The organism is Rhizobium sp. ERR 1071 (genome assembly GCF_007828675.1).
In the GTDB taxonomy this organism is placed as follows: Bacteria; Pseudomonadota; Alphaproteobacteria; order Rhizobiales; family Rhizobiaceae; genus Rhizobium; species Rhizobium dioscoreae.
In genome coordinates, this window is record NZ_VITM01000003.1 from 749,927 (window position 1) to 763,058 (window position 13,132).

The 13,132-nt window shown below is 61.1% G+C and carries 14 protein-coding genes; 8 read left to right on the plus strand and 6 right to left on the minus strand.

The window, feature by feature from the left end; translation table 11 throughout:
- Positions 1-95 precede the first annotated feature (95 nt).
- Both FBZ99_RS13815 and FBZ99_RS13820 read left to right on the plus strand, forming a co-directional pair.
- Positions 96-1,277: an MFS transporter gene (locus tag FBZ99_RS13815; protein WP_145633662.1), complete on the plus strand. Its 1,182-nt coding sequence runs from the start codon at positions 96-98 to the stop codon at positions 1,275-1,277.
- A 118-nt stretch (positions 1,278-1,395) separates the two neighbouring features.
- The gene (locus FBZ99_RS13820; RefSeq protein ID WP_145323450.1) at positions 1,396-2,460 is read left to right on the plus strand and encodes a M14 family zinc carboxypeptidase; all 1,065 of its coding nucleotides are present in this window, start codon (positions 1,396-1,398) and stop codon (positions 2,458-2,460) included.
- Between the two features lie 6 nt (positions 2,461-2,466).
- On the opposite strand, the gene FBZ99_RS33105 is transcribed toward FBZ99_RS13820, so the two are convergent.
- Positions 2,467-2,619 (minus strand): hypothetical protein, encoded by a 153-nt coding sequence (locus FBZ99_RS33105; RefSeq protein WP_186450307.1) that lies wholly within the window; start codon positions 2,617-2,619, stop codon positions 2,467-2,469.
- 131 nt (positions 2,620-2,750) lie between these two features.
- Entirely contained in the window at positions 2,751-3,272 is a 522-nt protein-coding gene (locus tag FBZ99_RS13825) for a MarR family winged helix-turn-helix transcriptional regulator (protein ID WP_145633665.1), read from the minus strand.
- A 155-nt stretch (positions 3,273-3,427) separates the two neighbouring features.
- Here FBZ99_RS13825 and FBZ99_RS13830 point away from each other — a divergent pair, with 155 nt between their 5' ends.
- The 3 genes from FBZ99_RS13830 to FBZ99_RS13840 all read left to right on the plus strand — a co-directional run bounded on the left by FBZ99_RS13830 (position 3,428) and on the right by FBZ99_RS13840 (position 5,615).
- On the plus strand, positions 3,428-3,784 hold the full coding sequence (locus FBZ99_RS13830) for an ArsC family reductase (RefSeq protein WP_145633668.1): 357 nt from the start codon (positions 3,428-3,430) through the stop codon (positions 3,782-3,784).
- A gap of 9 nt (positions 3,785-3,793) precedes the next feature.
- The gene (ybaK, locus tag FBZ99_RS13835; RefSeq protein WP_113390838.1) at positions 3,794-4,267 is read left to right on the plus strand and encodes a Cys-tRNA(Pro) deacylase; all 474 of its coding nucleotides are present in this window, start codon (positions 3,794-3,796) and stop codon (positions 4,265-4,267) included.
- A 94-nt stretch (positions 4,268-4,361) separates the two neighbouring features.
- Positions 4,362-5,615 (plus strand): aminopeptidase, encoded by a 1,254-nt coding sequence (locus FBZ99_RS13840; protein WP_145633673.1) that lies wholly within the window; start codon positions 4,362-4,364, stop codon positions 5,613-5,615.
- A 73-nt stretch (positions 5,616-5,688) separates the two neighbouring features.
- Here the strand turns inward: FBZ99_RS13840 and FBZ99_RS13845 are convergent, their stop codons facing one another.
- Both FBZ99_RS13845 and xseA read right to left on the minus strand, forming a co-directional pair.
- Positions 5,689-6,279, minus strand: a complete 591-nt coding sequence (locus FBZ99_RS13845) for an NAD(P)H-dependent oxidoreductase (protein ID WP_145633677.1) — start codon at positions 6,277-6,279, stop codon at positions 5,689-5,691.
- Positions 6,279-7,895 (minus strand): exodeoxyribonuclease VII large subunit, encoded by a 1,617-nt coding sequence (gene xseA / locus FBZ99_RS13850; protein ID WP_145633679.1) that lies wholly within the window; start codon positions 7,893-7,895, stop codon positions 6,279-6,281. Before xseA ends, FBZ99_RS13845 begins: the two co-directional genes overlap by 1 nt.
- Positions 7,896-8,132: 237 nt before the next feature.
- Here xseA and FBZ99_RS13855 point away from each other — a divergent pair, with 237 nt between their 5' ends.
- The gene (locus FBZ99_RS13855; protein WP_069611044.1) at positions 8,133-8,360 is read left to right on the plus strand and encodes a homogentisate export protein; all 228 of its coding nucleotides are present in this window, start codon (positions 8,133-8,135) and stop codon (positions 8,358-8,360) included.
- 89 nt (positions 8,361-8,449) lie between these two features.
- Here the strand turns inward: FBZ99_RS13855 and FBZ99_RS13860 are convergent, their stop codons facing one another.
- A complete protein-coding gene (locus FBZ99_RS13860) occupies positions 8,450-10,288 on the minus strand; it encodes a hypothetical protein (RefSeq protein ID WP_145633682.1) in 1,839 nt (612 codons plus the stop codon).
- Between the two features lie 239 nt (positions 10,289-10,527).
- On the opposite strand from FBZ99_RS13860, the gene FBZ99_RS13865 reads away from it, so the two are divergent.
- Together FBZ99_RS13865 and FBZ99_RS13870 are read left to right on the plus strand one after the other, a co-directional pair.
- Positions 10,528-11,541, plus strand: coding sequence for a glycosyltransferase (locus FBZ99_RS13865; protein ID WP_113390834.1), 1,014 nt, complete (start codon positions 10,528-10,530; stop codon positions 11,539-11,541).
- Positions 11,538-11,924 carry a GtrA family protein gene (locus tag FBZ99_RS13870; RefSeq protein ID WP_113390833.1) on the plus strand — a complete coding sequence of 129 codons (387 nt, stop codon included), beginning with the start codon at positions 11,538-11,540 and terminating at the stop codon, positions 11,922-11,924. Before FBZ99_RS13865 ends, FBZ99_RS13870 begins: the two co-directional genes overlap by 4 nt.
- 63 nt (positions 11,925-11,987) lie before the next feature.
- Here the strand turns inward: FBZ99_RS13870 and FBZ99_RS13875 are convergent, their stop codons facing one another.
- Positions 11,988-12,974 carry a Gfo/Idh/MocA family protein gene (locus FBZ99_RS13875; RefSeq protein WP_113390832.1) on the minus strand — a complete coding sequence of 329 codons (987 nt, stop codon included), beginning with the start codon at positions 12,972-12,974 and terminating at the stop codon, positions 11,988-11,990.
- Positions 12,975-13,132: the final 158 nt, after the last annotated feature.

The following is a 13,132-nucleotide window of genomic DNA, read 5'->3' on the forward strand; positions in this document are numbered from 1 at the left end:
TCTCAGGCCGCCGCCGTCATGGCTATCCGATACGAACCCGATCCTTCGTGGCAAACAGCATGGACACCGCTGCCGGTGCCCACAGGCGATATCCCGTGAACACTGCTTCCCAGACCATCCGGTCCACTTCGACCCTGTCCCTCATATCGATCGTGGCGCTGACATTCTTCGGCTACCTTGCCATCGGATTGCCGCTTGCAGTGTTGCCGACCTATGTCGACAGCAGCCTCGGCTTCGGCGTCGTCTGGGCCGGCATCGCCGTCAGCACGCAATATGTCGCAACCATCGTCAGCCGCGCCCATGTCGGGCGGCTCTGCGATCAATATGGACCCCGCCGCTCAGTCTTTCTGGGCTTCCTTGCCTACGGTCTGTCGGGTGCGCTCACCATCGCTTCCACCTTTACGATCCAAGTCCCGGCAGCAAGCCTTGCCCTTCTGCTTGCGGGACGGCTGGCGCTCGGCATCGGCGAGAGCTGGGTGAGCACGGCGGCGATCACCTGGGCGATCGGCCTGATGGGATCGCGTGAAACCGTGCGCATCATCTCTTGGAACGGCATCGCCACTTACGGCGGCATTGCGCTCGCCGCCCCGATCGGCGCTTGGCTGCAAGGGCAATACGGCTTCTTCGCCATCGGCGTCGTCACTATCATCCTTGCGGTTGCCGGCTTTATGCTCGCGCAAACGCGGCCGCCGGTTCCGGGCGTAAAGGAAAAGGGCATCGGCACCGGCCAGGTGCTGAGCCGCGTTGCACCGTACGGCGTCGCGCTTGCGCTTGCCTCGAGCGGCTTCGGCGTCGTCATGGCCTTCGTCGCGCTGTTCTTCCATAGCCGTAGCTGGGAAGGCGCCTCCTTTGCACTCAGCGCCTTTGGCCTTGCCTTCATGGGCGTGCGCCTGGGTCTTGCGCAAGCTGTCGCCCGCTTCGGCGGTCTGCCGCTGGTGCGCATCTCGCTTGTCATCGAGATCATCGGCCTGGCGGCGCTTGCCTTCGCGCCATCGCCGATAGTCGCCATCATCGGCGCGGCTCTCGCCGGCGCCGGCTTTGCGCCCGTCTTCCCCGCGCTCGGCAATGAGGCCATGGAACGTATCCCGCCGCAGAACCGTGGCGTCGCGCTCGGGCTCTATTCGATCTTCCTCGACGTGTCGCTTGGGAGCACCGGCCCTATCGCCGGCCTGTTCGCGGATCATCTCGGTTATGCAGCACCCTTCTCCTTCGGTGTCGGCGCGGTATTGCTCAGCCTGATCCTGAGCTTCTGCCTGCGCAGGAATGGCAGCCGCTGAAAGCTGTTTTGGCGCTGTTTGTCCCCGGTCCTGATTTTGGCATGTGGCGACAAACGGTTGCAGGCTGCCGTTAAGGCTTGATATGGGTCTCTGATCATCATCAGCAGGAGGCCCGCCCATGAACGTCACCGAAATCGTCATCGAAGGCGATACTCCGGGGATCGCCTGGCGGCTGCCGGTCCTGCATTTTGCCGGCAGCAAGGCAGACGCACCGAAGATCTATATTCAGGCCGCGTTGCATGCAGGCGAGCTGCCGGGCACGGCCTTGGTGCATTTCCTCTGTGAGCGGCTTCGGAAAGCGGAAGCCGAAGGCGCCATTCTAAGCGATATCATCGTGGTGCCGCACGCCAATCCGATCGGCGCGGCGCAATCGCATTTCGGCGAGATGCAAGGGCGCTTCGACTTGGGCTCGCGCACCAACTTCAACCGCGACTTTCCGCTGATCTCGCTTCGCGACCGCGATCTCCTGATCGAAAATCTGGAACGCTACCCCGCCGTCGATCGGCTGAAACGTCAGCTGATCCATATGGCGCTCGGTGCCGATCTGGTGATCGACCTGCATTGCGATGACGAATCCCTGCAATATGCCTATATCGACGAGGCATTCTGGCCTGAAGCCGCCGATCTTGCCGCGGCGCTCAAGATGGATGCGGTACTGCTGTCGGATGGTGAAAGCTCGGCCTTCGAGGAGGCCGTCAGCTTCGCCTGGAAATACGAAGTGCCGGGGGAGAAGAAGGCAAGGCTGCCGGGCAAGCTTTCAGTTACGGTAGAATTGCGCGGCACCCGCGATGTCTATCCCGAAATGGCAAAGAACGATGCCGAAGGGCTCTGGCGCTTCCTGGCCGCGCGTGGCGCGGTACAGGACGACAGCGTCGCGCCCGGCACCTCCTTTAGCGGACCGGCCGTGCCGCTCGACAATGTCGAAATGATCCGCGCACCACAGGCCGGCACGGTGCTCTTCCATCGCAATATCGGCGAGCGCGTTGAAGAAGGTGATCTGCTGGCGACGATCATCACCGCGCCGGGCATGCCGGACGGCGCCATCGATATCCGCGCGCCGCAAGCGGGTCTGATCGTCACCCGTGTTTCGGACCGGCTGGTGCGCCGGCGCGGCGATCTGATGAAGATCGGTTCGGACAGACCAAGCTCCGTCGCCCGCAAACCGGGGACACTTGAGGATTGATTTCCTTTAGCGGCGATCGATCACCTTGCAGCGCATGATGAAAGCGATCGCCGCCGCCTCGCGGAGAAGCACACCGAAACGATTGACACGATGCTGCGTTCCGGCAAGCGCGGCACGCGCTTTACCCCTTAGCCGGGCAAGAATTGTACGATTTTCCATCGCGATCATGCCTCCGATCGAGTTGATGCAGGCAATGTTCATGTCATCGAGGGCGACAATTCATCGCCTTTCGAAATATATGTATGCAGTGTGCATATATATAATGAAAATGTCAAGACGCTGTTCCGGGCCTATGTCATGAAGGCAATCGGGCAGCGATCCTGATCGCAAACGCCTTGGTCGCACACGCGGCAGACCACATCCTGGTCATCGCCGAGATCGACCAAGGCGGGCAGCAGCTTTTCGACCAAGCGGCCGAACTCGGCCGTCTCCTCCGGGCTGAGAACGCCAAACGCCCGATGGATGACGGTTTGGCGGGCGGAGAGACTTCTATCAAACAACAAGTGGCCTTTTTCTGTCAGCTGCAGCGCGCGGGCTCGCTTGTCACCCTCGACGCCGCCGCCCCGCAGCACGAGGCCGGACGCCACCAGCTGATCGACCAGGCGCACAGTGGCGGAATGGGAGAGCGCGATCATCCGCCGCAGGGTCTCGATCGTCAGGCCCGGCTCGGTGCCGATTTGAACGAGTGCGGCCGTCGCGCGTGGGCCAAGGCCGGTTTCATCGGCGAAAGCCCTCTCCATCTTGTCCACCAGAGCAAGGCTCATGGCGCCAAAGAGGTTTTCCAGCCGCAATATTTCCTTGTTCGTCGCCATGCTTTCAACCCGCACCATAAATATGCATGCTGCATATTTATGCGAATATCGTTGGCAACTGCAACGGGTGAGAGAACCGCTTCCCCATCCGAGCGGCTTTCATACGCCTTTATCCGCATGCTATGCGCTATTGGACAGCAAAAGACGGATTCGCCATGACGATCACCATTTACGGCATCAAGAACTGCGACACGATGAAGAAGGCCCGGACCTGGCTCGAAAGCCACGGCATTGCCTATGACTTCCACGACTACAAGGCCGTCGGCATCGACAGGGAACATCTGGAGCGCTGGACGAAGGAAGCGGGATGGGAAGTCGTGCTCAACCGCGCCGGCACCACCTTCAAGGCCTTGCCGGAAACGGACCGCACCGATCTTTCGAAGGACAAGGCCATTCAGCTGATGTTGGCACAGCCCTCGATGATCAAGCGTCCGGTGCTGGAAGCGGACGGCAAATTGCTCATCGGCTTCAAGCCGGATATTTATGCGGCTGCATTCGGCAAGGCGGCCTAGAGGCAAGCAATGTCAAAAACCACCCGCGCCACGCAAGTCCTGACCCAGGCGAAAGTCGTCTTTACCGTGCATGCCTATGACTACGATCCGAATGCGGAGCGTGTCGGTCTGCAGGCGGCAGAGGCGCTGGGCGAAGAGCCGCACCGCGTGCTGAAGACTCTAATGGCGGAGGTGGATGGCAAGCCTGTCTGCGCTGTCGTGCCCTCGGATCATGAAGTCAGCATGAAGAAGCTCGCCGCAGCCTTCGGCGGCAAATCGGCTGCCATGATGAAGCCCGCGGATGCCGAGCGTCTGACGGGCTATCATGTCGGCGGCATCAGCCCCTTCGGCCAGAAGAAGATCGTGCCGACGGCGATCGAGGCGCAGGCGATGACCGAAGCCTACGTCTATATCAACGGCGGCCAGCGCGGGCTGCAGGTGCGCCTCAGTCCGCAGGATGCCTTGAGCGCTCTTAAAGCCAAGGCTGCACCCCTGATTGCCTAACGATCTTCAAGATCGGACATAGCGCCTTCAATTTCGCCGCAAACCGGTCTAAGTCTTTGGACCATCTTTCGATAGCAAGCACGCAGGTTTCGCCATGACATCAGCCATCCCCAACCATCATCCCGTCGATCATGCCAAGCTGGAAAAGCTTGCGGAAGTAGCCGTAAGGGTCGGGTTGCAGCTACAGGCGGGCCAGGATCTGCTGATGACGGCGCCGGTGGCGGCGATGCCGCTGGTGCGGCTGATCACCCGCGAAGCCTACAAGGCCGGCGCCGGCCTCGTCTCGACCTTCTATTCCGACGAAGAGACGACGCTCGCCCGCTACGAATACGGCCAGGACGCGAGCTTCGACCGGGCCGCGACGTGGCTTTACGAGGGCATGGCCAAGGCCTTCTCCAACAACACAGCACGCCTCGCCATTGCCGGTGACAACCCGATGCTCCTGTCCAATCAGGACCCGAACAAGGTGGCGCGTGCCAATCGCGCCAATTCGGCCGCCTATAAGCCGGCGCTGGAAAAGATCTCGAATTTCGATACCAACTGGAACATCGTCTCCTACCCGAATCCCTCCTGGGCGAAGCTGGTCTTCCCGAATGATCCGGAGGCGATCGCGGTCGCAAAACTTGCCAAGGCGATCTTCTCTGCCTCGCGCGTCGATGTCGAAGATCCGATCGCGGCTTGGACGGAGCACAATGCCAATCTGCACAAGCGCTCGGCTTGGATGAACGGCCAGCGTTTTTCCGCCCTGCATTTCCAGGGACCCGGCACCGACCTGACCGTCGGTCTGGCGGATGGCCATGAATGGCATGGCGGCGCGTCTACCGCCAAGAACGGCATCACCTGCAATCCGAACATCCCGACCGAAGAGGTCTTCACCACGCCGCATGCGCTGCGTGTCGAAGGCCATGTCTCGTCGACGAAGCCGCTGTCGCATCAGGGCACACTCATCGACAATATTCAGGTACGCTTCAAAGGCGGCCGCATTGTCGAGGCCAAGGCAACGCGAGGCGAAGAAGTGCTGAACAAGGTGCTCGACACGGATGAAGGCGCGCGCCGGCTCGGCGAAGTGGCGCTGGTGCCGCATTCCTCGCCGATTTCGGCGAGCGGCATCCTGTTCTACAACACGCTCTTCGACGAAAACGCCTCCTGCCACATCGCGCTCGGCCAGTGCTATTCCAAGTGCTTCATCGATGGCGCCAAGCTCAGCCAGGAGCAGATCAAGGCGCAGGGCGGCAATTCCAGCCTAATTCACATCGACTGGATGATCGGCTCCGATAAGGTTGATATCGACGGCATCAATGCCGATGGCTCGCGCGTACCCGTCATGCGCAAGGGCGAGTGGGCATAACCCAATTCAGATATTCGAATGCGATCGTGCCGCGGTATCTCTGCCGCGGCATTTTTTTGGCTGAAGCGCAGGATCAGATCGTCGCCAGCGCTTTCCTGACACGGTCGAGATGCGCCTTGCGCCCGGTTTCGGTTACGCGGTCCATGTCATGCAGCGCCAGCATGCGGAAATTGAGCCGTTTGGCGCAGAAGGCGGCGATGCCGCGCTTCAACAGGCGCCGCACCGGATTGCCCATATAGAGATGCACGATCCACCAGGGCGAGCCTGTCGTCGTCAGCGCCCAGAACAGGCGGATATTGGTCAGTTCAGGCACGATGCGCCCGCCGGCCGGATCATGGGTGAAGGCGACGCCGGGCGCAAAGGCGCGATCGAAGAAACCCTTGAGGATCGCCGGGAAATTGAACCACCATTGCGGAAAGACAAGGATCAGTCCCTCCGCCGCTCGCAGTCGCGCGACGATATCGCTGACACCTGAGACATCGTAAGGCTGGTCGAAATAGCCGCGCCGCTCGGCCACGGACAGGCACGGATCGAAGCCCTCGCGATAGAGATCGAGCAGATCGACCTCGTGCCCACCGGCGACGAGCGTCTCCTGCGCGAGCTTTGCCACGGCGGCGGCAAAACTATCCTCCAGCGGATGGGCCAGCACCAGCAGGATACGCATCAGAAGAGGCTTCCTTGTTTCGGTGGCGCGGCAGGCTCGGCCGGTTTGGTGGCGCGTTTCTTCGAAGGCGCAGTGCCTGATGGCGGCGTGGATGAAGACGGTGGGGGGACATCATCGCCGGTGACTGCACCGATGCGGCCGTCCGCAAACTCGATCGAAATCGCGGCACCGGTCGAAAGGGCCGCGGCCAGCGAAACCGGGCGATCATCCTCGTCGCGCACGACAGCGTATCCGCGCTTCAAGACATTCTTGTAGGAAAGCGACTGCAGAATGCGCTCCTGCGCCGTGAGTTCGCTGCGCGCTCGGGTCAGCTGATGGCGGATGGCGGTATCGGCGTGACGGACGAGATTGCCGAGACGATCGCGAGCCCTCCCCGTCTGCGCTTCGAGGCGCGACGGCAGCGTGGCGAAGACGGCATCGGCGCGCTCGATACGGGCACGGGACCGGTCGAGCATGCGTTCGATGGTCCGCTCGGCACGGGTCATCCGCTCGCCCAATTGCTGGCGACGCTCGGCGATGCGGTTCGACAGGATATCCGGCCGCAGCTGCGAGGCCGTACGCTCGAAGGAACGGCGCTTGTTCAGCGTGTTCAGCTCCAAGCCGCGGCCGAGACCGGCGGCTGCCTCATCGAAGCGGCGACGCGGCAGAGCCAGGATCTGGTCGAGCGACGGCAGGGCGCGCAGCAGCGCGCGGACCGCCTGCCGCCGTTGATCCATCTGCCTCGTCATTCCGCCCTGCAGCCGGGCGGCGAGGCTTGCAAGCTGCGCCTCCAGTTCGGCCCGGACGGGCACTGCCATTTCCGCCGCGCCCGTCGGCGTCGGAGCCCGCACGTCGGCGGCATAATCGATCAAGGTCCAGTCGGTCTCGTGGCCGACAGCCGAGATCAACGGAATCTCGCTCGCGGCAGCCGCGCGAACGACGGCCTCGTCATTGAAACTCCAGAGATCCTCCAGACTGCCGCCGCCACGCGCGACGATCAGCACATCCGGGCGCGGGATCGGGCCGCCTGGTGCAAACTCGTTGAAGCCGCGAATGGCGTTCGCCACCTCATCGCCAGAGCCATCACCCTGCACCTTGACCGGCCAGACCAGCACATGCACCGGAAAACGATCCGAGATACGGTGCAGGATATCGCGGATGACGGCGCCGGTCGGCGACGTGACGACGCCGATCACCTTGGGCATGAAGGGCAGCCGGCGTTTGCGCTCGGGATCGAAGAGACCCTCGGCGCCGAGCTTGCGCTTGCGTTCCTCCAGGAGCGCCATCAGGGCGCCGGCGCCTGCCGGCTCCAGGGTCTCGATGACGATCTGATATTTCGATGAGCCCGGAAAGGTCGTCACCTTGCCGGTTGCGATGACTTCCATCCCCTCCTCGGGGCGGAATTTCAGCTTGGAGAACGTGCCTTTCCAGATGACCGCATCGATGCGGGCCCTGTCGTCCTTCAGCGAGAAATAGGCGTGCCCCGAGGAATGCGGCCCGCGATAGCCGGAGATTTCCCCGCGCACACGCACCTGGTCGAACGCATTCTCGACCGTGCGCTTGATCGATCCGGATAGTTCCGAGACGGAGTATTCCGTCAGGTTCGAAGGCGAATCATTCTCAAAAAAGCTGCTCATGTCCCCCTTCTACCCGATGTCGCGGTAAATGCGGAGCCTGCTTCATACCGCTTAAGTCTGAATCGATCGAAAGACGGGATTGTGCGCATACTTGAGATGCTTCCGCCTCCTTGCATGTCTCACAAAGGGCGCGGAGCCTATTGCTTCATCAAGCGTTAACCCTGCTGACAAAGGCTTTCTTAGCCATCTGCGCGTAAACCTGTGCAAACTGATTCTTGGTAAAGAGGATATGGAGCGATGATATTCGCGACCGCCACGATCATCGGAATTGCCGCCGGCCTGCAGCGCTCGACGATCGGCGCGCTGCTCGGCGTGGCACTCGTGAGCATCGCTTTCATGGCCGCCGTCGCCACATCGATCGTTCCGCCGCCGCTGACGACGCTGTTCATCGCGCTCGGCGGCTACAATCTCGGCTTCATCGGTTACCTCGTCACCATCGACATGGTGGAGCATCGCCGCGCTTAAAAGCAACGTCAGGAAGTGTCTGGCGATTTCGCCAATTTAAGTGACGCGGAGTGATTCAAAGAATCCAGGAGGAGCTGAAACGCTCCAAATCAATCCTGCGGCTTGACGCGGAAGAACCGCACATCCGATTCCGCCGGCGCCGCAATCGGCTCCAGATAGACCGGGATATGCCCGGCAGTCAGCTGCGCATAAAGCCCCTTCGGCGCCCGCTCACTCACTAACTCCACCTGGGGATCCCTCTTACAGAAGGCGACAATCGTCACCTTTGCCTCATGCAGAAGCGCTTCCGCCCGTTGCGGCTCTGCAAGACCGATATGCAGCTCGGCCAGCATCCCGTCGGGATCGCGATGATAGGGACCGGAAAGGGTACGGTGCGGCGTGAAGCGCAGAAGCGGCGCTCCCATATTGGAGGCCGCTGCGACGACGCCCGGCTCGAGACCCGCAATCGGTGCCAGAGCCTGCCTGGAGGCACAATTGGCAGTCTCTTCCGCCTTGACCGGCGCTGCGACCATAAAACCATTGACGACCCCCTTGCTTGCAAGCGCGCCGCCCACGGCCCAAACGGCTGGGACAGAGGCCAATAGCGTCCCTGCATAGAGCAGGATCGAACGCAGATTTCTGGGATCGGCCATGTAGTCTTTTCGCAATTCGGCAATCAACAACGCCAATGGCGGAATGGCCAGGAGATTGGCAAATTCGGCTCCGCGCACCTGCACCAGCGTAATCACCCAATTGATCGCGATCAGTGCCATCAGCATTGCATGGAGGCTCGCGCGGTTGCCCCGCAGGATACGAAAGCCGCAGACGAGCATCGCCAGAAGACCCGTTGCGTAGAAAACGCCGAGCGTATCGGGCTGTTGGTGGGCTACGGAGATAATCGATTGCGCCTCGCTCACTCTGCTGAGCCAGAGATCCACCAGCATGGGATCCAGATCGGAAAGCGGATTGCGCAGGCATTGCGGCGCGAGGGCTACTGTCGTAGCCAACACGAATGCGCCGTTGGCCGCGAGAATTGCAATGCGCCAGGGGCGGGAGAGATGGCTGGCAAAAAGGGACGACAGGAGAAGCCCGACGCAGCCGGCGCTGGTAATGCCATAAAAGCCGAGCGAGAGATTGTCGCATGTGACCATCGAATAAAGGCGCGGCGGCACCAGCGAAAAGAAGGCGGCGCTGACGGCAACCGTCAACGTCAGCGCAAAAGCTTTTGCAGCGGGTGCGAATATCTCGCCTTTCCAAGCCCACAAACAGGCAACAGACATGCAGGCGATGGCGACAAAGGGCGTCGTCTCTGCGCCGATACCGAGCTGGGCGGCGAGGGCGATGGCAGCGATTGCAAAGTTGCGAGGCCTGTAACTTTCGTCGACCAGCATTGCGACAGTGAGCGCGACGAGGCCGAGCTGGACATTATCGTGATCGATGGAGCCCGGCACGAAGCGCGGCGAGAGCAGAACGAAGAGTGCCGTCAGGATCAGCGAGAAGTGCATGCCCTGCAGACCGGCGATCCGCCTGCCCGCAAGACCCATGAAGAACATCAGCGGCAGGACGAGCATCAGCGGCCAGACGGTCAGTGCCGCCGCCTCGGCGCTTTCCGGTGAAAGGAACATTCGGAAGAAGAGGATGAGGCTTGCGATCGGCAGATCGATGAAGCGCGACCAGTGCATCAGCGTCCCGCCCGCAAGGCCGAGACGGTACTGCATCATGTCGAACCAGCCCTGGCCGGCGAGAAAATCGCGCACTTCGACAAGGCGCATGGCGTCGTCATTATCCGGCCCGACATAGTCCGTGAGGTTGCGATGAATGATAAGCTGCGCGACGATGACAATGGCGGCATAGACGAGCGCAGCGAAAGCAGGATGAGACCAGCGCATGGGCGCCTTCTTCTCTGCCGTTCCGGCTGCCTCGGGCGGCATTGCCAGCGTTTGCGCCATCTCGGTGAACCCCATGTTGAAAGGATAGTCGGGGCGATACGCTAACGGTTGCCGATCAAAAAAAAGTAAAGCTGCTGCCTTCAGCCGCTTTCATCACGAGAATGTTTTTCACAACGCCGGTACCCCGCCTTTTTTATTTCGCAGCCATAGGGTCTTATTAACAGCCAGCGGGATAAGCTCTCGTCCGGATCGTCAATCGGGCCTCGACTTGACTTCACACGCAGCAACCGGCCAAGACCATGTCGAATGAGAAGCTGAACATCGCTGTCCTCCTGCCCTGCTACAACGAAGCCGCAACGATCGGCGAGGTCGTGCGCGGCTTCCGCAAGGCACTGCCGCAGGCCGCGATCTATGTCTACGACAATAATTCAACCGACGGCACCGCGCTGCATGCCATGCTCGCCGGCGCAACCGTCGTGCGCGAGCGTCGGCAGGGCAAGGGACATGTGGTGCGCCGCATGTTCGCCGATATCGAAGCCGACATCTATCTGATGGCCGACGGCGACGGAACCTATGCGCCCGAGGACGGAGAAGAGCTGATCCGCACGCTGCTGACCGAGGGATCGGATATGGTGGTCGGTACGCGACGCAACGTGCATAATGATGCAGGCAGGCAGGGACACGCCTTCGGCAACCGCATTTTCAACTGGCTCTATCGCACCATATTCGGTGCCGATTTCACGGATATCTTTTCCGGCTACCGCGCCTTCTCGCGCCGCTTCGTCAAAAGTTTTCCGGCCGTTTCGGGCGGCTTTGAAATCGAGACCGAGATGTCGGTGCATGCCTCCAGGCTGAAGCTGCCTGTGAGCGAGCTGGAACTCGATTACGGACGACGGCCGGAAGGTTCGCATTCGAAGCTTTCCACTTTCCGCGACGGTGGCAAGATCCTCTGGATGTTCGCGATGCTGATGAAGGAAACCCGGCCTTTTGCCTTCTTTGGCATCCTGAGCGCCATTGCCATGGAGCTCAGCATCGGCTTCTCCATCCCGGTCTTCATCGAGTATTTCGAAACCGGACAGGTATTGCGCATGCCGAGTTGGATGCTCTCCCTGGCACTGACAATGATCGCCTTCATGCTGTTTACGGCCGGTATCATCCTCGATTCCGTGGCACGCGCCCGCGCCGAACAGCTACGCATCCACTATATGAGCCTGCCGAAACCGTCCTCGCGTGAAAGCGGCGATGACCGGACCGTTTACGTGGCACAGCTCGAAAAGCCGGCAAGCCGGAAGAAAAGGGCCAAGGCTGCATGAAGAAGCTCTTTCGCTTCCTGATCGCTGGCAGTGTCGGCTTCGTGGTCGATGCGGGCGTGCTGCATCTGTTGCTGTGGTTTACGCCTTTCGGACCCTTCGTCGGCCGCGCCATCTCGATCCCGAGTGCGCTGCTTGCCACCTGGGTGCTCAACCGCAACTTCACCTTCGGCCGGTCCGACCGCTCGCTTGCGGCGGAGGGCTTCCGCTACGGTTCGGTCGGGTTGACCTCGGCCCTGCTGAACTACGCCCTTTTCAGCTCGTTGCTGATGACCGAGCCGTCATTAAGACCGATCATTGCGCTGACGCTGGCATCAGCGGCGGCAACGGCGTTCAGCTTCTTCGGCTATTCACGCTTCGTCTTCCGCCACCGACAAAATTCCTGAAGCAATTCCCGGAAAAGTGCGCAGCGGTTTTCCGGGAATTGCGTCAGACAATAAGGAACGCCCTCAGACCGGCTCCCAGCCATCCTTCTCGCTGGCGCGGTAGATGGCGTCGATGACCTTCTGGTTGAGTTTCGAACTTTCCAGCGACACGACCTCTGCGCCTTGACCAACCGCAGCAGAGGCGAAGGCCTCAGCCTCGCGCCTGTACTGGCGGCTGTCTGGGAAACGGAAAATCTGTGATTCCGAATGGCCGCGATTGGTCAGTTCCAGCTCTTCCGCGCCGTAACGGTCGGCATTGAAAGGCGACTTCACCTCGATGAAGCCTTCCGTGCCGTGGAAGACCATGACCTGGCGATTGGCCATCTGTGTCGAGATATAGAAGGTCAGCTCGAAGTCGCCGAAATCTGCCTTGACGCTGGAATAGATGTCTGTGCCGAATTCCGGGTCGCGCTCCGTCACCGCCTGAATACGCAGGGGTTCGCGGCCCGTGACGAAGCGGGTGCTGATCGTCGGGTAGACCCCGATATCGGGCAGACCACCGCCGCCAAGCGCAGGAATGTTGCGCATGTTGCCGGCGTCGCGGTTGAAATAGGTGAAGGCGCCCTGGATGTGGCGCAGGCGGCCGATGGCACCGTCCACCAGCAGCGAGCGAACCTTCCGCCAGACCGGCGCATAGGTGACCATATAGGCTTCCGTCACCAGCACCTTGTTGCGATCGCGCGCGGCGATCAGGCTGTCGATCTCATCCGCCTTGAGGGCGATCGGCTTTTCGCAGAGCACGTGTTTGCCGGCATCGGCAGCCTTGATCGTCCATTCGACATGCTGCGAGGTCGGCAGCGGGATATAGACGGCATCGATCGTGTCGGAGGCAAGCATCTCCTCATAGGAGCCGAAAGCATGCGGCACGGAGAAGCGGTCTGCCATCTGCCGGGCGCGGGCGAGATCACGGCTGGCTATCGCCGTCACAACGCAGTTTTCCGCATCCTGAATGGCGGGCACGACCAGATCGCGGCCGATTTTGGCCGTCGACAGAATTCCGAAGCGCAGCATGATCTCTCTCCTGAAGCATTGTCCCGAAGCAGACGGCCGCATGGCGATGATCGCTACACGGGCTTTCCGGCGGGATCCTTTGTGAACACGGTGGGGTAAAGCGAAACGGGGCATTCCGCTCTGAATGAAATCGACGCCAATCTTATTCGGCCCCTGCC